The sequence below is a fragment of the Serratia sp. CMO1 genome (genome assembly GCF_015689115.1).
GTDB classification, from domain to species: domain Bacteria; phylum Pseudomonadota; class Gammaproteobacteria; order Enterobacterales; family Enterobacteriaceae; genus Serratia; species Serratia marcescens.
In genome coordinates this window covers 131,240-150,068 of record NZ_CP065032.1, presented here as the reverse complement: position 1 = coordinate 150,068, position 18,829 = coordinate 131,240, and the positions used below count along the sequence as shown (strand labels likewise).

Here is an 18,829-nt window from a genome sequence, read left to right as displayed (position 1 = left end):
ATGTTACGCGTGCTATTTCTGTTCCTGGTGGTGATCGCCAGCGTAGTGCTCGGGCCGATGTTGGCCGGGCATCAGGGCTATGTGCTGATCCAGACCGATAACTACAATGTCGAAACCAGCGTCACCGGCCTGGTGATCATGTTGGTGCTGCTGTTCGTGGTGCTGCTGGCGATCGAATGGATCCTGCGCCGTATCTTCCGTACCGGCGCCCGTACGCGCGGTTGGTTTATCGGCCGCAAGCGCACCCGCGCGCGCCAGCAAACCAAAGCCGCGCTGATCAAACTGGCGGAAGGCGACTACAAGCAGGTTGAAAAGCTGATGACGCGCAACGCCGACCACGCCGAACAGCCGGTGGTGAACTACCTGCTGGCCGCCGAGGCCGCACAACAACGCGGCGATGACTTCCGCACCAACCAATATCTGGAGCGCGCCGCTGAAGCCGCCGACACCGATCAGCTGCCGGTGGATATCACCCGGGTTCGTATCCAGCTGGCGCAGGGCGAGAACCACGCCGCGCGCCACGGCGTCGATCGCCTGCTGAACCAGGCGCCGCGCCATCCGGAAGTGTTGCGCCTGGCGGAACAAGCCTATCTGCGCACCGGCGCCTACGCGTCGCTGCTGGAAGTGCTGCCGTCGATGCGTAAAATCGAACTGCACAGTGAAGAGCAGTTGCAGGCATTGCAGCAACAGGCTTATATCGGGCTGATGAATCAGGCGATGGCGGACGAAGGCAGCGAAGGCCTGAAGCGCTGGTGGAAAGATCAGAGCCGCAAGACGCGTCACGAGGTGCCGCTGCAAATCGCGATGGTGGAACACCTGATCGAATGCAACGACCACGAACTGGCGCAGGAGATTGTGCTCGACAGCCTGAAGCGCCAATACGACGAGCGTCTGGTGCTATTGCTGCCGCGGCTGAAGTCCGGCAACCCCGAGCAGCTTGAGAAAGCGCTGCGTCAGCAGATGAAACAACACGGCGCGACGCCGCTGTTAAACAGCACGCTGGGGCAACTGCTGATGAAGCACGGCGAGTGGCAGCAAGCGGCCGACGCCTTCCGCGAAGCGCTGAAACAGCGCCCGGATGCTTACGACTACGCCTGGTTGGCCGATACGCTGGAAAAACTGCATCGTTCGGATGAAGCGGCGCAGATGCGACGTGAGGGACTGATGTTGACGCTGAAACAGAACGGCGGCGAATAACGCCCTGCCCAAGTGAGAAAAGCGCGGCTCCGATGCCGCGCTTTTTTTGCCCGGGGTTTTCTGTGGCGCAAAAAAAAACACTTGCCGTATGGCAAGTGTATAAAGAAGCAATCAGGTCTAGGACAACAGGGGCGGTGCCTCACTCAACGTTTTGCCCTGAGCGTGATGACGGGTTAGTCATCGTTCTCGTGGGCGATAGGCACCCTAAATCGGCTCTGCGTCATTCCCAGGGTTTATGAAGCCTAAGGCGAACATAAGAGGTGGAATGAGCATCTACGCTATAGATATTGCATTTGACGTGCCAACTTTTAGATTGAGCCCGTCTCCAATAGGAAATTTAATTCAATGCATTGAAATATAAATAATTTATACTTCCTCCCCACCCTCCCTGCCTGATACCTCTCCCTGGCATTCCATGCCAGAGGCCGTTATAAGAATGTCGCTTCAAAACGACGGCTTAAGCCAAATCCGGTTTTATCTTTTAAAATCAATAAATTATTTGTCTCAACCTGACGACAGCGCTGGATGGTCATGTCGCTGAAAACCAACACGCTCACATGCAGGCACAAGATGCCAGCCCTCATGGATGCAAAAAGCCCGCACATTGCTGCGCGGGCCTGCCTTCTCGTCTCGCTTCGCGAGGCTCCTCCTGCGGAGGTACTCATCCTCATAAACGACAGACGAAAAAAAACCTGCTTTAAAAGCAGGTTTTTCGAATGTGGTCGGCGAGAGAGGATTCGAACCTCCGACCCACTGGTCCCAAACCAGTTGCGCTACCAAGCTGCGCTACTCGCCGATTTGTGTTGCTCATACTACCCGATTTATCAGACCGCTGTCCATATAAATCTTATATTTATCAGACATTTTGCGTGGTGCGAAGAGAGGGACTTGAACCCTCACGTCCGTAAGAACACTAACACCTGAAGCTAGCGCGTCTACCAATTCCGCCACCTTCGCACTGTCACAAAATACTGCTAAATCTTCACTTCATCAGGAAGTGGGGTGGCTAATGGGACTCGAACCCACGACAACTGGAATCACAATCCAGGGCTCTACCAACTGAGCTATAGCCACCATTACTACTTCTTCTTACTCACGCGGTAATATTACCACCGCAGCTCCTGCGCACAAACTTAATGGCGCGCCCGACAGGATTCGAACCTGAGACCTCTGCCTCCGGAGGGCAGCGCTCTATCCAGCTGAGCTACGGGCGCGTAGCGCCGTTGCGGGAGGGGATACTACGGATTTACGCCAATCCTGTCTAGTGCTTTTTCGCAGAAATGTTGCGTTTGATTACGCTTTGCTCACTCCTGCGCAGGAAAGCGCACTCCGTAGCCCCTTTTCACCGTTTATTGCCGTGTTTCTACCCGATTTTCAGCCGGATGATGTTTCTTATGCATGCCGAAAGCGAAGTAGCACAGGCTGACGCCCGCTAAGAAAATCGCCCCGACCAGCAGGGAAATTCGCGTATCCGGGTTGATTCCCATGCCGACCAGCACGCAAACCAGAAAAGCGATGGTCAGATAGTTCACATACGGGAACATGATCGACTTAAAACTGTGGTTTTTGATCGCTTCCTTGTGCGCGCGGCGGAAATAGAGCTGGCTGATCAGCACCACGAACCACGGCACCATGCCCGGCAACACGCTGGCGCTGTAGACATAGACGAACACCTGCTCCGGATTAGGGATAATGTAGTTCAGCGCGGAGCCCACCAACAGGCAGCCAATGGTGACGGCGATGCAGTTGACCGGCACGCCGCTGGCGGAAAGCTTGGTCAGCGCCGCCGGCAGTTGGCGATTCTTGGCCAGGGCGTACAGCATGCGGCCGCCGCTGTACATGCCGCTGTTGCAGCCGGAAAGCGCGGCGGTCAGCACCACAAAGTTGATAATGCCGGCGGCGGCGACGATGCCGATCTTGGCGAAGGTCAGCACGAACGGGCTGCCGGTGGTGCCGATGCCGTTCCACGGGAAGATGGTCACGATGACGAAGATCGCGCCGACATAGAAGATCAGGATGCGCCACAGGATATTGTTGATCGCGCGTTTCAACGTCACTTGCGGGTTTTTGGCTTCCCCGGCGGTGATGCCCACCAGCTCAACCCCCTGATAGGACGCCACCACGATGCACAGCGCAAACAGGAAGCCCTTCCAGCCGCCGGCAAAGAAGCCGCCGTGCGCCGTCAGATTGGCGAAACCGATAGGTTCACCGCCGTTGCCGAAACCGAAGAAGATCACCCCCAGCCCCACCAGAATCATCACGATGATGGTGGTGACCTTGATCATGGCGAACCAGAACTCCAGCTCACCGTACAGACGCACCGCCGCCAGGTTGGCCAGCGCCACCATCGCCACGGCGATCAGCGCGGGAACCCACTGCGGTATTTCCGGGAACCAGAACTGCACATACACCCCGATGGCGGTGATCTCCGAAATGCCGACGGCGATCCACATAAACCAGTAGCCCCAGGCGGTCAGGTAGCCGAAATAGGGATTCATGTACTTGTGCGCGTAAACGGCGAACGACCCGGCGACCGGCTCAAGGAACAGCATCTCCCCCATCGAACGCATAATGAAGAATACGAACAGCCCGGCGATGATGTAAGCCAGCAGTACCGACGGCCCCGCCCATTTCAGCGTACTGGCCGATCCCATAAACAGGCCGACACCGATGGTGCCCCCGAGAGCGATAAGCTCGATGTGCCGGGCTTCAAGGCCTCGGTGTAGCCCTTGCGGTTTCTCTTTGTGTGCCATAAATCCTCAATAGTTTTTCTCGGGTTGTGTTTGCCTGCCGGCCGCTGCCGGTCGTTATTGTCATTATTAAAAGAATAAATCATCCCCTGCCGTTCGAGTTGGCATCAACGGGTAGTCGGAGCGAAGTTACCGTGAGAAGAACATCGTTCAGCGCTGTCGCATCAGGCTTCAGCGGCCAGGGATAATTTCCGGGCGGTATCGTTTCGCATTTCGCCGCTATAAGCAAACCGCAATTTAAAACTTTATGGAATAAATGCGGCGGCGTTTAGGGCCGAGGGTTATAGATATGCGGGAGAAACGCGCAAAAGCAGATTATTGGTACAGCAGTCCGGAGCGGAACAGCACTTTCCACCCCGGATGAGGGGTTACATCTTGCCGCTGTAGTAGTAGCCGACAAACTTCAACAGCTTCAACTGTCGGCCGATGCGGCTGGGTTGGCTGAGCAAGCGGTAGAGCCATTCCAGACCGAGGTTCTGCCACACCTTGGGCGCACGCTTCACATGCCCGGTAAAGACGTCGTAGGTGCCGCCCACGCCCATATACAGCGCCTGCGGATACACCTTGCGGCAGTCGCGCATCAGGAGCTCCTGCTTCGGCGATCCCATCGCCACCGTCACGATAGCGGCGCCGCTGGCGCGAATACGCTCGAACAGCGCCTCTCGTTGATCCGGTTTGAAATAGCCGTCCTGGCTGCCCACCAGGTTGACATTCCACTGGCTGCGCAGCTTTTGCTCGGTTTCCGCCAAGACTTCCGGCTTGCCGCCGACCAGGAAGACCGGCGTGCCTTCGCGGCCTGCGCGCTGCATCAAGGCTTCCCACAGATCGGCGCCCGCGACGCGCGACACATCCGCCGCCGGGTATTTGCGGCGGATTGAGCGCACCATGCTGATGCCGTCGGCGTACTTGTACTCCGCTTCATCCAGCAACGCATGCAGCGCCTGGTCCTCTTCCGCCTTCAGGATCTTTTCCGCGTTCATCGCCACCAGCGTGCCCTGTTTGACCCGGCCGCCGTCGAACAGAAAGTCCATGCAATGCGCCATATCGCGAAAGCCCCACCGGCTGAAACCGCGCAGCTCATACTGCGGCACCGAAATCTTTGTTTCCATCGTTCTCATTACCCTTACAAAAGACCGTTGGCCCGAGGCGGAGACGCCAGCGCGCGGGCACGCGTCACTCTGGCCTTGATCAGCCCGGCGGTATCGAACAGCCAATACAGCAACTTCGCCAGCACCAGACAGGCGCCGAAAATAATGCAGAAGAACACCACGCGCGACACGAATGAGTCCACCCCTTCGCGCGCCAACACGATCATGTTGAACACCGCGCCGAAGCAGAATCCTTGCAGGATAGCCGCCTTATAGCGGTTCGGCTCGGTTTTGCCCAGCTCATACAGCCAGTCGAACCACTTGATGATCATGCCCACCAGAATCGCGCCGATCGGGATAAACAGCGCGCCGCCCATCACCACCAGCGAACCGATCAGCGTCGGCGAAATCGCCAGCCCGGAGTGGTTGTTCAGCACTTCCCAGGTGAAATAGTTGGCGGAGTTCAGCACCACGTCCGGCCGGCCCGGCCATAGCCAGGTTGGGATAAAGACGTAGAAATCACGCAAGATCGGCGCCAGGCCCTGGAAATCGATCTTGTCGTAATTTTGCAGCAACAGCGCCAGGTTTTCCCACGGAGAGAAGGTATCGCGGGTCAGATAGAGGAAGGTATAAAACGCTTCCGCGCCGCTGACGTCCAGGCTATAGCGCTTCAACGCCAGCCAGAACATGCCGACCACGCCGAATATGCCCGCCGCCGCCAGCATCCACAGCGTGATCCAGCCGCGCACGATACCGATAAACAGGAACAGCGCGAAAGCGATGATAATGTTGGCACGGGTGCCGCCGACGATCACGTAGGTCAGAATGCCGAACGCCACCGTCGCCACCAGGAACAAGAACCAGGCGCGCAGATCCTGCCGCAGGAAATAGACCACCAGCATCGCCGGAATGAAGAAGTAGAAGAACCGCTTGAGCGCCACGCCGGACACGTCGCTGGAGAAGATCTGGCTGTAGGAATTGAGCTTGAACAGCAGGAAGCCGTTCTGCATGAAGAAGATGCCCACGGTACCGATCGCCACCAGCGCCAGCAGCACCCAGGTCATATGAGTCTCTACCCGGTTCATGGTAAACAGCGCCGCGCGCGGCTGAGTGCGGCGCTTGCGCAGCCGGGTCTTGTAAGTGACGTAATAGATGGCGTAAAACGCCGTCGCCGACAGCAGGGCGTACAGCAGAAACTCCACCGGCACCACCTCGACGTCAAACTGAAACACCAGCAGGCAGGTTAACGGGAAGCCGAAATAGAACGTCAGCAAATACAGCAGCGAGAAGAAGACGTTGAAGTTAAAGCGCACGCGCCGAAACTCCTGGTAGGTCAGCGTCAGGATAAACGTCAGGCTGACCAGATAGACGACAAACAGGCCGCCGAATTGCGCCAACGTCATGAATGCTCTCCCGCTGCCAACGCCAGGGCTTGCTGCCAGCCGTCAACATAGTTCGGATTGAAGAAGGCGATCGCCTGTTTATCCACCGCCGCCAGCTGACGCTGCGCTTCGCGCACCACCGCCTCGTCGAGCGAGTCGCCGTAGAACAGCACCGGCAGGTGCTGTTCCGCCAAATCCTGCCAGAACGGGTTCTGCCGGCTGAGCACGAAAGGCACGCCGAACTGAATCAGCAGGCACAGGGTGCCACTCCCCTGCTGGCGATTGAAAATGAAATAGCCGAGATCGCAGGCGCGCAGAATATTGAGGTAGTCCTCAAACGCCACCTGCTGCGTGAGCAGCTGCAGGTTTTTCTCGCCGAACAGCGGCAATCCGGCGGCGCGCACCTGCTCGATGTAAGCATCGTTGTTGGCCGGATAACCCATCGGCAGGATCACGCGCACGTCGGCGCCGAACTGCTGATGAATCGCCTGCAGCGCTTCGATATGCCGATTGCTGCGATCGCCGGAGTTGCCCACCAGAATCGTCATCGGCCCGGCCAGGTTTTTCTCGACGTGAACGTCGGTCAGCGCCGGATCCATGCGGGTCGGGAAGTACAGCAGCGAGGCCGGCACCCGCGCATGGCGCTGCTGGTAGTGAATCACGTCGCCGCGGGTAGCAAACACATTCCCTACCCGCCCCTGCGCAATGCGGCGCAGCAGATAGAACAGCCGGAATTTCCAGCTGGCGGCGTCTTCATACAGATCGGCGCCCCAAATATGCCAACTGACCTGACGCGCTTTGATCTTGCCGCTCAGCAGCGCCAGCCACAGCCCCGGGTTGAACTGGCCGTGCAGGAAGAAACGCGTATCGCGATCGGCTTGGGCGCGCGCGATGACCGCCGCCGCCAGGCTTTTCTTATCCGCGTAGGGCTCAATGTTCAGGGCGGGGAAATCTCCCAGTGCCGCCACATCCTTGGCCGCCACCATAAAATGCCGCGTCTGCTCAGCCGGCAGACGCGGCGCCAGCACGTCATTGAAGAAGCGCAGCACCGTCTGGTTATGATGCGGGATATCGGATCCCAGAACGTGAATCAGTGTGGTCATACTCGTCTACGATAAATAAGAAACACGCAGCTACAGAGCGCGAAATACACGATGTAGGTTGCCATATAGGCCTGAGCCGCCCCCAGCGCGCCATGCAGCGGGATCAGCCAGTGCGAGAACAGCGTCAGCAGCAGAAACTGGCTGACTTCCGTCAGGATATAAAAGCGCAGCGACGCTTTGGCGATCACCAAATAGCCGAACACATAGGCCCCGACTTTCAGCACGTCGCCCACCAGCTGCCAGGCAAACAGATCGCGCATGGCGACGAATTTGTCCGAGAACAACAGCCAGATGGCGAAATCACGCAGCAGCCACACCGTAAAGCTCGCCGCCGCTACCGCCGGCAGCACGAATTTCAACGAGCGCACGATCTCCCGCGAGATGGCGCCCTTGTCCGTCAGCCGCGACAGCGTCGGCAGCAGATAGACGGTAAACGAGGCGGTGATGAACTGCAGATAGGCATCGGAAATGCTGCTGACGCCCTGCCAAATCCCCACCTCATCCCAACCGTAATGCGCGGCCAGCAGGTTACGCATCATCACGTAAGCCACCGGCAGCGTCACCGAGGTGATCAACGCCATGAGGGTGAATTTGCCGAGGTTGCCGGCCACGAGTTTGTCCCAACGCGGCGCCAGATAGCGCAGCGGCAACGTTTTGCGCCGCCACAGCATCAGCCCGGCAGGCAACACCACCAACGCCGGCACCAGCGCCAGCCCCGCCAGCGCGCCTTCATAGCCCCCCAGCTTGAAGCACAGGTAATAAGCCACCACGCCAATCAGGCTGCCACCGATCACCGCCAGCGCATTGCCCATCGCGTCGCGATAGCCTTTCAGCACCGCCATGAACAGGTTGGCGTAGGCGATGCCCATCTGAATGAAAGCGACGGCGCGCACCACGCCGACGTAATCGGCATGCCCGAACAGCCCAATGCTGATCGGTTCGGCGGCGAACAAAAACACCAGCGCCAGCAAGGTCGAAAAAACCAGCACGATGCTCGACGCGGTGCCCACCGCCAGACGCAGACGCTGCGGATCCTGGTGGTACTCCGCCACGTATTTGGTGATGCCGTTAAAAATACCCGCGCCGGACAGCACGCCCAGCACGGTAATCAACTGGCGGAAGTTACCCGCCTGCCCCACCCCGCTGGGGCCAAACGCCACCGCCAGCAGTTTCACCACCAACAGCCCCACGCCGATTTTGATCAGCGTGGAGCCGGCAGTCCATATCGATGCTTTTGCCAACGACATATCAGGCAAAGAAGCTCAGGATGGTATTGATTACCGTACGCTGATTGACATCAGACATATTGTAGAACAGCGGCAAGCGCACCAGACGCGCGCTTTCCTGCGTGGTGTAACGATCTTCGCCGGCAAAGCGGCCGAACTGTTCGCCGGCCGGGCACGCGTGCAGCGGGATATAGTGGAACACCGCCATGATTTCGGCTTCCTTCAGGTAGTCGATAAAGGCCGTGCGCTCTTCGATATCACGCAGCTTGATATAGAACATGTGCGCATTGTGCTCACAGTCCGCCGGCACGATCGGCAACTCGATGCGCCCTGACTGCGCCAACGGCAGGAAGCTGTCGTAGTACTTCTGCCACAGAGCCAAACGGCGCTGGTTGATGCGTTCCGCCACTTCCAGCTGGCCCCACAGGTAGGCGGCCTGCAGGTCAGACATCAGATAGCTGGAACCGATATCGCGCCAGGTATATTTGTCCACCTGGCCACGGAAGAACTGACTGCGGTTGGTGCCCTTCTCGCGGATGACTTCCGCCCGATCGATCAGAGCCGGATCGTTCACCAGCGTCGCGCCGCCTTCGCCGCCGGCGGTGTAGTTTTTGGTTTCATGGAAGCTGAAGCAGCCGATATGGCCGATGGTGCCCAATGCCTTGCCTTTGTAGGTCGACATCACGCCCTGCGCGGCGTCTTCCACTACGAACAGGTTATATTTCTTCGCCAGCGCCATGATGGTATCCATCTCGCAGGCGACGCCGGCGTAGTGCACCGGTACGATCGCGCGGGTTTTATCGGTGATCGCCGCTTCGATTTTGGTTTCGTCGATATTCATGGTGTCCGGACGCAGGTCGACGAACACCACTTTGGCGCCGCGCAGCACAAAGGCGTTGGCGGTTGAAACGAAGGTAAAGCTCGGCATGATCACTTCGTCACCCGGCTGGATATCCAGCAGGATGGCGGCCATTTCCAACGACGCGGTGCAGGAAGGCGTCAACAACACTTTCGCGCTGCCGAAACGCTGTTCCATCCACTGCTGGCAGCGACGGGTGAAACCGCCGTCGCCGCACAACTTGCCGCTGCCCATGGCAGCCTGCATATATTCCAGTTCAGTGCCAACAACCGGTGGAGCGTTAAATGGAATCATGTCTACCTCTGTATAACCAATACGCGGTGCTTTCAATCACGGCACCCTGTCGTTGATAGAGTCGTAATGCGGCGATATTGCCTACCTGGGTCGCGACCCGCAGGCGCTGCATCCCTTGCCGTCGACATTCGGCGATCGCCGCCGTCATCAGCCTGGCGCCCACGCCCCGGCCGAATGCACCGGGGAAAGCCGCCAACAGGCCGATGCGCGTTTCCTGGCCGCCAATGTCACGCAGGCTGACAAAGCCTTCGGGTTGCCCCTGGTTGTTCAGTACCAGCAAACATTGATGATCAAAGGTGCCCAGCACCGCTTTTTCGATCCAGGCCGCATAGAATCGCCCACTATCGGCGCGATCGTACCACGGTGCACGAAACCGGCTGGCGGCGAACACCTCACCGGCGGCAGCCCGCAATGACGGGATATCCTCGGGAACGGCCAGACGCACCGCAGCCGCCGAAGCGACATCGGCCGTCGTGCTTTCAGACGCAACGTTCACTGCCAGGTCCACTTCCCCTTCGACCAGCCGGAATCCCAGCGCCGACAGCGCATCGGCCCACTCCAGGCGGCAAGCGGGGATTTTGGCCTGCACCAACGTATAAGCATCCAAATCAGCCTCGGCCACGGGCGCTGCCGAGCTATCGAAATGTAACTTGGCGCTTTTCAAGTGGAAGAAGTCGCTCTCCCAATTCAGCGGTTCAATACTGGCGTGGACGCGCATGCAATAAATCCAGTAAGTATTTGCCGTAACCGGTTTTGGCCAGCGTCTGAGCCGCGCGTTTCACGCCCTCATCATCCAGCCAGCCATTGCGCCAGGCGATCTCCTCGAGACAGGCGATTTTAAAGCCTTGGCGTTTCTCGACCGTCTGCACGAAGCTGCTGGCTTCCAGCAGGCTGTCGTGAGTGCCGGTGTCCAGCCAGGCAAAACCGCGCCCCAACAGCTCGACGGCCAGCTCTCCGCGTTCCAGATACATCTGGTTAATGCTGGTGATTTCCAGCTCGCCGCGCTCAGAAGGCTTCACCTGTTTGGCAAACTCCACCACCTGGCTATCGTAGAAGTACAGGCCGGTCACCGCCCAGTTAGACTTCGGTTTAACCGGTTTTTCTTCGATCGACAGCGCACGGAAGTGGTCGTCAAACTCCACCACGCCAAAGCGCTCGGGATCCATCACCTGATAGCCAAACACGGTCGCACCGGTGGTGCGCGCTGCAACGCTTTTCAGTTTGGGACTGAACCCCTGACCAAAGTAAATATTGTCACCCAATACCAGGCAGCTCGGCTCACCGGCCAAAAATTCTTCGCCGATCAAAAAGGCCTGAGCCAGGCCATCGGGACTTGGCTGTTCGGCATAGCTTAGATTAATGCCGAATGCTTCGCCGCTGCCCAAAAGCCTCTTGAATGAAGGCAGATCTTCCGGCGTGGAGATAATCAGAATGTCTTTGATTCCCGCCAGCATCAGCACCGACAACGGGTAATAGATCATCGGTTTGTCGTAGATCGGCAGCAGTTGCTTGGACACACCACGAGTAATCGGATGCAGACGCGTACCGGAACCGCCAGCCAGAATAATACCTTTCATACGTACTCCAAAACCCGCCGCGCCGCCGCAAAGCGGCGCGGCGTTAGATTAATCTGACAACCCCAAACGCTCGCCGGCATAAGAACCGTCTTGCACCCGGCGCCACCAGGTTTCGTTGTTCAGGTACCAAACCACGGTTTTGCGAAGGCCACTTTCGAACGTTTCCTGTGGCCGCCAACCCAACTCGCGATCGATTTTGCCGGCGTCGATGGCGTAACGCATATCGTGGCCCGGGCGATCCTTCACGTAAGTGATCAGATCGCGGTAGTGCGCCACGCCCTGCGGCTTGTTCGGCGCCAGTTCTTCCAGCAGATCGCAAATGGTCTGCACCACTTCGATATTCTTGCGCTCGTTATGGCCACCGATATTGTAGGTTTCGCCTACCACGCCTTCGGTCACGACCTGATAGAGCGCGCGCGCGTGATCCTCGACATACAGCCAGTCGCGCACCTGCGCGCCGTTGCCGTATACCGGCAGCGGTTTGCCGGCTACCGCATTCAGGATCACCAACGGAATCAACTTTTCCGGGAAGTGATAAGGGCCGTAGTTGTTCGAACAGTTGGTCACGAGGGTCGGCAAACCGTAGGTGCGCAACCAGGCACGCACCAGATGATCGCTCGACGCCTTGGAGGCGGAATACGGACTGCTCGGCGCATATGGCGTGGTTTCGGTGAACAGATCGTCGGTGCCGTGCAGGTCGCCGTACACTTCGTCGGTGGAGATATGATGGAAACGGAAAGACTGCTTCTTCTCCGCCGCCAACGGCTGCCAGTAATGGCGCGCCGCTTCCAGCATCGTGTAAGTGCCAACCACGTTGGTCTCGATAAAGGCCGCCGGGCCATCGATAGAGCGATCGACGTGGCTTTCCGCCGCCAGGTGCATCACCACGTCCGGCTGATACCGGGCAAATACCCGATCCAGCTCAGCACGATCGCAGATGTCGACCTGTTCGAAAGCATAGCGCTCGCTCTCGGCCACCACCGCCAGCGACTCGAGGTTACCGGCATAGGTCAGCTTATCCACTACCACCACGCTGTCGCCGGTGGCCTCGATGATGTGCCGCACAACTGCGGAGCCAATGAAACCGGCGCCACCGGTCACCAAGATACGCTTCAACGCCAGACTCCCTTGGTATCCACCACCCAGCTTTGCTTGATCTCTTCCGGCCGGATGGCCTTGAACTGTTGGTGATCGACCAACATCACGATCACATCGGCCTGCTGCAACGCCTCAGCGATTGGCGTCAACGTCACATGGCCCGCCAGCGACTTCGGCAACTGTTCGACGTTCGGTTCCACCGCCAGCGTTTCGCCGACGTGCCATTCGGCGATCAGGTGCGCCACTTCTACCGCCGGGCTTTCACGCAAATCGTCGATATTCGGCTTGAAGGCCAGGCCGAAGCAGGCAATTTTCACCTCGGACGCGCGCTTATCGGTGGCGGCCAGGCAATCGGCCACCGCCGCTTTCACCCGGTCGACCACCCACAGCGGTTTTCCGTCGTTCACCAGGCGTGCGGTGTGGATCAGGCGCGCCTGCTGCGGGTTTTGCGCCACGATAAACCACGGATCGACGGCGATGCAGTGACCGCCTACGCCCGGCCCCGGCTGCAAAATATTCACCCGCGGATGGCGGTTCGCCAGGCGGATCAGTTCCCAGACGTTGATCCCCTGTTCGGCGCAGATCAACGACAATTCGTTGGCAAAGGCGATATTCACGTCGCGGAAGCTGTTTTCCGTCAGCTTGCACATCTCGGCAGTGCGCGAGTTGGTGATCACGCATTCGCCCTCGAGGAAAATCTTGTACAGCGCGCTGGCACGTTCCGAGCACTTCGGCGTCATGCCGCCGATCACGCGGTCGTTTTGAATCAGCTCTACCATCACCTGCCCCGGCAACACGCGCTCCGGGCAGTAGGCGATATTCACGTCCGCCGCTTCGCCCGCTTGCTGCGGGAAGCTGAGATCGCTGCGCGCCTGCGCCAACCATTCCGCCATCTGTTCGGTGGCGCCCACCGGCGAGGTGGATTCGAGGATCACCAGATCGCCTTTTTTCAGCACCGGCGCCAGCGATTTCGCCGCCGCTTCGACATAGGCCAGATCCGGCTCGTGATCGCCCTTGAACGGCGTAGGCACCGCGATCAGGAATGCATCGGCCGCCAGCGGCTTGGTCACCGCCTGCAGGAAACCGCCGTCGACGGCGGCCTTGACCACTTTGTCCAGATCCGGCTCGACGATATGGATCGCGCCACGGTTAATGGTATCTACCGCATGTTGGTTAACATCTACACCCACCACTTTTTTCTTGCGAGAAGCAAACGCCGCCGCCGTTGGCAAGCCGATATAACCCAGGCCGATAACCGAAATAGTGTTAAAACTCATAGTGTCACCTGATGATTCTTTAAAGCTTCGAGGATACGCTGACAGGCATGCCCGTCGCCGTATGGGTTGTGCGCCCGGCTCATCGCGTGATATTCGCTTTCGTCCGTCAACAGCCGGGTCACCGCTTCAACAATTTTGGCCACATCGGTGCCGACCAGGCGCACCGTGCCCGCATCTACCGCCTCAGGGCGCTCGGTGGTATCGCGCATCACCAACACCGGCTTGCCTAACGAGGGCGCCTCTTCCTGAATGCCGCCGGAGTCGGTCAGGATCATGTAAGCGTGGGTCATCAGATAGACAAACGGTAAATAATCCTGCGGCTCGATCAGCATGACGTTGTCGATGCCTTTCAAAATGCGATTCACCGGCTCGCTGACATTCGGATTGAGATGCACCGGGTACACCACCTGCACTTCCGGGTGGCTGCGGGCGATCTCCGCCAGCGCGCTGCAAATCCGCTCAAAACCGCCGCCAAAGCTTTCCCGGCGATGGCCGGTGACCAGAATCAGTTTTTTGTCGGCATCGAGGAACGGGTAACGCTGCGCCAGGCCAGCGCGCAGCGCAGCATCGCTCATCACGCGATCGCGCACCCAGAACAGCGCGTCGATCACCGTATTGCCGGTCACAAAAATACGGTTGTCCGGCAGCAGCTCGCGCAGCAGGTTTTGGCGCGAGTTCTCGGTCGGCGCGAAGTGGAACATCGCCAGATGGCCGGTCAGTTTGCGGTTGGCCTCTTCCGGCCAGGGAGAATACAGATTGCCGGTGCGCAGCCCGGCCTCGACATGCCCGACGGGGATGCGTTGATAGAACGCTGCCAGACTGGTCGCCAGCGTGGTGGTGGTATCGCCGTGCACCAGCACCACGTCCGGTTTAAAGTCTTCCAGCACCCCTTTCAGCCCTTCCAGGATGCGACAGGTGATTTCCGTTAGCCCCTGGCCGGGTTTCATGATGTTCAGGTCGTAATCCGGCGTGATCCCGAACAACCGCAATACCTGATCCAACATCTCACGATGCTGTGCCGTTACGCAGACTCTTGCTTCAAAAGCCTCATCCTGGGCCAGTGCATGTACCAGCGGTGCCATTTTAATGGCTTCAGGCCTGGTGCCGAAAACAGTCAACACTTTCACAGCGAATCTCTTTTGGTCGGTTAATCGCAGGCCCAGCCTGCGAATGGGGCGCTCACGCGCCCTGCATCAGATTATTATATTATTTTTAACTACGCGGCCGACGCGCCAAGGCAACACCCGCGCCAACCAAAGCGCCCATCGCGCCCCACAGAATCAGCCAGAATACCCGGCGCGGGCTGTCGCGTTTTACCGGCTCTTCCGGCGTGCGCAAATAACGGTAGGTCTGGAACTTCTCATCCAACGTCGGGCCAACGTTCAGCGTCGCCAACATTGCGCGGTTCTGATCGTAATCCAGATCGTAGGTCGGGCCGGAGGCCTGCAGGCCTTCCAGACGCGCCTGCAGCATTGGCCGGCCCAGCAAGAACAGATCCGAATCCGGCAACTGTTCTGCCGGGGTGTCGGTTTGCGTGCGGCTGATCCCCTGGCTCTCGGCGATTTTCAGCGCCTGCTGCGTGGTGTTCAGCTCGCGCTTGTAAACCGACTCCGCGACCGCTTCCTGGCGCTTGACCTGTGCCTTCATCGAGGTGGTACGAGCGGCCCACGCCCCCTGGATCTCTTCGTTCAGGTGCAGGGCAGCGCGGTGGCTGGCGAAGGTCACGTATTGACGCAGCAGGCGGTTGGCGTCCGCCGCGGTTTCCGCCGTCAGTTTCACGCCGTCATTCGGGACTTTTTTGTCGTCGCGCGGCGTGAACAGGATGTTGTTGATCAGCTCGTCGAGCAGCGCCGCATCGGCGCGGGCATCCCCTTCCTGACGTTGCTTGTAGTAATCACTCTGCAGCCAGAAATCGCGACGCGTATCGTAAGCCGCCAATTGCATGATGAACTCATTGTACGCTTCATCCGCGATGCTCGGCTGATCGCCGGCCGTCGCCGGCAGCGTGCGCACATCCAGATTACGCAGGAACTGCTGCTGGGAGTAGTAACCGCCCAACGCATTCACCGTGGGTTTGTCTGTGATTGCGGTCGCGCTCCACTCTTGCTTAACCAGATAAGAGACGATCAACGCGACCGCCGCGAACAGCACCGCAATGCCGATAATCCACGGTTTGCCGCGCCCCAGGGTGCAGCACAGGCCGCGGATATCGAGTTCGTTATCCACCGCCGGGGTATGCTTGTCAGACGTTGTTTCTGGATTCATCACAGCCAAAAAGCCTCTGGTTAAGATACTTGCTTGTTATCGCTCGAACGCCGCAGGCGACGCTTGATACGCTTAATGTACCGCGCAACCCGCCAGGCGCGCTTGATGCAGTAACCGTACAGGAAGAAAGCAAGCAAGAATAATGCCAACATAACCCACTCTGGGATAAAAGTCAGGCGCTCGCCGATCACGCCAACTGCAGCTAACAACACGGCAGCCAGAGTGATGAGCACAAAAGCCTGCCTTGGCGTAAAACCGGCGCGCATGATCAGATGGTGAATATGTTGACGATCGGGAGAGAAGGGACTCATTCCTTTGCGCAAGCGACGATACATGATCGCTATCATGTCCATCAGCGGAATCGCGATGATCCACAGCGCCGTCACCGGATTGATCGAGCGAGTGGCTCCCTGCGAACTTTGCAGCAGCAACCAAATGGCGGTAAAGCCGATCAGGGTGCTGCCGGCATCACCCATAAACACTTTATAGCGGCGGCCGAGGATACCGAGGTTGAGCAAAATATAGGGAACGATGGCAGCGATCATCGCAAAGCACCAGAACGCCAGCTCGTTATGGCCGCTCAGGTACAGCAGCAGGCCCAGCGCACCGAAGGAGACACACGACAACCCACCCAACAAGCCATCAATGCCGTCAACCATATTGAAAGCATTGATAGCCGCCCATACCGCAAACAGCGTCACCAAATAGCCAAAGGGACCCAGTAAGACTTCCCAGTTCCCCAGTACATGGCCAAAGCTGCGCAGATACAAACCGGCGAACACCATCATGGCAATGCCTACCAATGCCTGAACTAACGCTCTGATCTTAACGCTGATATCAAAACGGTCATCCAAGGCACCGATGAACACTAAAATGCCCGCGCAGGTGAGGTAAAGTTCACTGTGTGCAATCTTTTGTTCCGATATAAAGAAAGCGAAACATAGACCGGCATAGACCGCAATACCGCCAACCAACGGAATTAATCCTTGGTGACGTTTACGATAGTTCGGCTTATCAACCAACCCAATGCGTTTCGCTACCTTACGGGCAACAAAGAGGAAAGCTAAGGAGAATAGGAAAACAAATAGAATTTCAGTACTCATAGTGAGTAGGTTCACAATTAACAGATCTCGTAAGAAGATAGGCAGCTTAACATGGGCGACAGGCTATGCCATGAGATCCCGTTGCCTTTCAGTCATTTCTTATGATGCGGGAATTCATTCTCATTCGCCCCAGCACCGCGGCCAATTCCGGCAGTAACATGCCGCATACTCAGATATCGAAAACAAGAAGAATTCTCAATAAGTCGTAGAAACAACTTACTTTTCCATTACCGCTACTTATCGTATCCGCCAAAAGCAAAAAACGCCACGACTAGGCGTGGCGTTCAGCGAATTTTTTAACGAATTATGAGCGTTTCATCATATCGAAGAATTCATCGTTGGTTTTGGTCATCGCCAACTTATTAATGAGGAACTCCATCGCGTCAATCTCACCCATCGGGTGAATGATTTTGCGCAGGATCCACATTTTTTGCAGCTCTTCGGAGGTGGTGAGCAGCTCTTCTTTACGGGTACCGGAACGGTTGTAATCGATCGCAGGGAATACGCGTTTCTCGGCGATTTTACGCGCCAGGTGCAATTCCATGTTGCCGGTGCCTTTAAATTCTTCGTAGATCACTTCGTCCATCTTCGAACCGGTATCAACCAGCGCAGTCGCGATGATGGTCAGGCTGCCGCCCTCTTCCACGTTACGCGCCGCACCGAAGAAACGCTTCGGACGGTGCAGGGCGTTGGCGTCCACACCACCGGTCAGCACCTTGCCAGAGGCCGGTACCACGGTGTTGTAGGCGCGCGCCAGACGGGTGATGGAGTCGAGCAGAATGATCACGTCTTTCTTGTGCTCAACCAGGCGCTTGGCCTTCTCGATCACCATTTCGGCCACTTGCACGTGACGCGAAGCCGGCTCGTCGAAGGTCGAGGCGATCACTTCGCCCTTCACCAGACGCTGCATCTCGGTCACTTCTTCCGGACGTTCGTCGATCAGCAGCACCATCAGCACGCAGTCTGGGTGGTTGTAGGCGATACTCTGCGCGATGTTCTGCAGCAGCATGGTTTTACCGGCTTTCGGCGGTGCCACGATCAGGCCACGTTGGCCGCGGCCAATCGGCGCCGCCAGATCCAGTACGCGCGCCGTCAGGTCTTCGGTCGAGCCGTTGCCGCGCTCCATCCGCAGACGGGAATTGGCGTGCAGCGGCGTCAAGTTCTCGAACAGGATCTTGCTGCGGGCGTTTTCCGGCTTGTCGTAGTTGACTTCGTTGACTTTCAACAGGGCAAAATAGCGCTCGCCTTCTTTTGGCGGACGAATCTTACCGGAAATGGTGTCACCTGTGCGGAGGTTGAAGCGGCGGATTTGGCTAGGAGATACGTAGATGTCGTCGGGACCGGCGAGGTAGGAACTGTCTCCAGAGCGGAGGAAACCGAATCCATCCTGCAATATCTCGAGCACGCCGTCGCCGAAGATATCTTCTCCGCTTTTCGCATGTTGCTTCAGAATGGAGAAGATAATGTCCTGCTTGCGCATGCGGGCAAGGTTTTCCAGCCCCATATTTTCGCCGAGAGTAATCAGCTCAGAAACCGGCGTATTCTTTAATTCGGTAAGATTCATAGTGGTGGGTTCTTAAACTCGGGGTATGTCTCGAACTTGTATCGTG

General features: G+C 57.9%; 15 protein-coding genes and 4 tRNA genes. 1 reads left to right on the top strand and 18 read right to left on the bottom strand.

The features are described 5' to 3' along the window. A complete protein-coding gene (gene hemY / locus IT763_RS00650) occupies positions 1-1,197 on the top strand; it encodes a protoheme IX biogenesis protein HemY (RefSeq protein ID WP_033639014.1) in 1,197 nt (398 codons plus the stop codon). A gap of 719 nt (positions 1,198-1,916) precedes the next feature. Here the strand turns inward: hemY and IT763_RS00645 are convergent. From IT763_RS00645 to rho, 18 genes are all read right to left on the bottom strand, one after another. Further along, positions 1,917-1,993, bottom strand: a tRNA-Pro gene (locus tag IT763_RS00645). Positions 1,994-2,067: 74 nt separating this feature from the next. Beyond that, positions 2,068-2,154: transfer RNA gene (locus tag IT763_RS00640), tRNA-Leu, on the bottom strand. Positions 2,155-2,195: 41 nt separating this feature from the next. Continuing rightward, a tRNA-His gene (locus tag IT763_RS00635) sits at positions 2,196-2,271 on the bottom strand. A gap of 63 nt (positions 2,272-2,334) precedes the next feature. Then, positions 2,335-2,411 (bottom strand) — tRNA-Arg (locus IT763_RS00630). Between the two features lie 135 nt (positions 2,412-2,546). Continuing rightward, positions 2,547-3,950: an amino acid permease gene (locus IT763_RS00625; protein WP_004934226.1), complete on the bottom strand. Its 1,404-nt coding sequence runs from the start codon at positions 3,948-3,950 to the stop codon at positions 2,547-2,549. Between the two features lie 365 nt (positions 3,951-4,315). Then, complete coding sequence (gene wecG, locus IT763_RS00620; protein ID WP_206195073.1) at positions 4,316-5,056, bottom strand: lipopolysaccharide N-acetylmannosaminouronosyltransferase; 741 nt, start codon at positions 5,054-5,056, stop codon at positions 4,316-4,318. 14 nt (positions 5,057-5,070) lie between these two features. Further along, positions 5,071-6,438: an ECA oligosaccharide polymerase gene (gene wzyE / locus IT763_RS00615; protein WP_016929500.1), complete on the bottom strand. Its 1,368-nt coding sequence runs from the start codon at positions 6,436-6,438 to the stop codon at positions 5,071-5,073. Beyond that, the gene (locus IT763_RS00610; protein WP_206195072.1) at positions 6,435-7,520 is read right to left on the bottom strand and encodes a TDP-N-acetylfucosamine:lipid II N-acetylfucosaminyltransferase; all 1,086 of its coding nucleotides are present in this window, start codon (positions 7,518-7,520) and stop codon (positions 6,435-6,437) included. Before IT763_RS00610 ends, wzyE begins: the two co-directional genes overlap by 4 nt. Beyond that, positions 7,517-8,767, bottom strand: coding sequence for a lipid III flippase WzxE (gene wzxE, locus IT763_RS00605; RefSeq protein ID WP_016929502.1), 1,251 nt, complete (start codon positions 8,765-8,767; stop codon positions 7,517-7,519). The genes IT763_RS00610 and wzxE overlap by 4 nt, the downstream gene beginning before the upstream one ends. Position 8,768: 1 nt before the next feature. Then, on the bottom strand, positions 8,769-9,899 hold the full coding sequence (gene rffA / locus IT763_RS00600) for a dTDP-4-amino-4,6-dideoxygalactose transaminase (RefSeq protein WP_033634227.1): 1,131 nt from the start codon (positions 9,897-9,899) through the stop codon (positions 8,769-8,771). Next, positions 9,886-10,617 carry a dTDP-4-amino-4,6-dideoxy-D-galactose acyltransferase gene (gene rffC, locus IT763_RS00595; protein WP_016929504.1) on the bottom strand — a complete coding sequence of 244 codons (732 nt, stop codon included), beginning with the start codon at positions 10,615-10,617 and terminating at the stop codon, positions 9,886-9,888. The genes rffA and rffC overlap by 14 nt, the downstream gene beginning before the upstream one ends. Beyond that, positions 10,595-11,476 carry a glucose-1-phosphate thymidylyltransferase RfbA gene (gene rfbA, locus IT763_RS00590; protein WP_016929505.1) on the bottom strand — a complete coding sequence of 294 codons (882 nt, stop codon included), beginning with the start codon at positions 11,474-11,476 and terminating at the stop codon, positions 10,595-10,597. Before rfbA ends, rffC begins: the two co-directional genes overlap by 23 nt. A 48-nt stretch (positions 11,477-11,524) precedes the next feature. Beyond that, complete coding sequence (gene rffG, locus IT763_RS00585) at positions 11,525-12,592, bottom strand: dTDP-glucose 4,6-dehydratase (protein WP_049300314.1); 1,068 nt, start codon at positions 12,590-12,592, stop codon at positions 11,525-11,527. Beyond that, positions 12,589-13,851: a UDP-N-acetyl-D-mannosamine dehydrogenase gene (gene wecC, locus IT763_RS00580; protein ID WP_049300315.1), complete on the bottom strand. Its 1,263-nt coding sequence runs from the start codon at positions 13,849-13,851 to the stop codon at positions 12,589-12,591. Before wecC ends, rffG begins: the two co-directional genes overlap by 4 nt. Next, positions 13,848-14,978, bottom strand: a complete 1,131-nt coding sequence (wecB, locus tag IT763_RS00575; RefSeq protein WP_049300316.1) for a non-hydrolyzing UDP-N-acetylglucosamine 2-epimerase — start codon at positions 14,976-14,978, stop codon at positions 13,848-13,850. The genes wecC and wecB overlap by 4 nt, the downstream gene beginning before the upstream one ends. Before the next feature lie 85 nt (positions 14,979-15,063). Continuing rightward, on the bottom strand, positions 15,064-16,116 hold the full coding sequence (gene wzzE / locus IT763_RS00570) for an ECA polysaccharide chain length modulation protein (RefSeq protein WP_206195437.1): 1,053 nt from the start codon (positions 16,114-16,116) through the stop codon (positions 15,064-15,066). A 20-nt stretch (positions 16,117-16,136) separates the two neighbouring features. Then, positions 16,137-17,234, bottom strand: a complete 1,098-nt coding sequence (gene wecA, locus IT763_RS00565) for a UDP-N-acetylglucosamine--undecaprenyl-phosphate N-acetylglucosaminephosphotransferase (protein ID WP_028127624.1) — start codon at positions 17,232-17,234, stop codon at positions 16,137-16,139. A 289-nt stretch (positions 17,235-17,523) separates the two neighbouring features. Then, on the bottom strand, positions 17,524-18,783 hold the full coding sequence (rho, locus tag IT763_RS00560; protein ID WP_004934188.1) for a transcription termination factor Rho: 1,260 nt from the start codon (positions 18,781-18,783) through the stop codon (positions 17,524-17,526). Between the last annotated feature and the right edge of the window lie 46 nt (positions 18,784-18,829).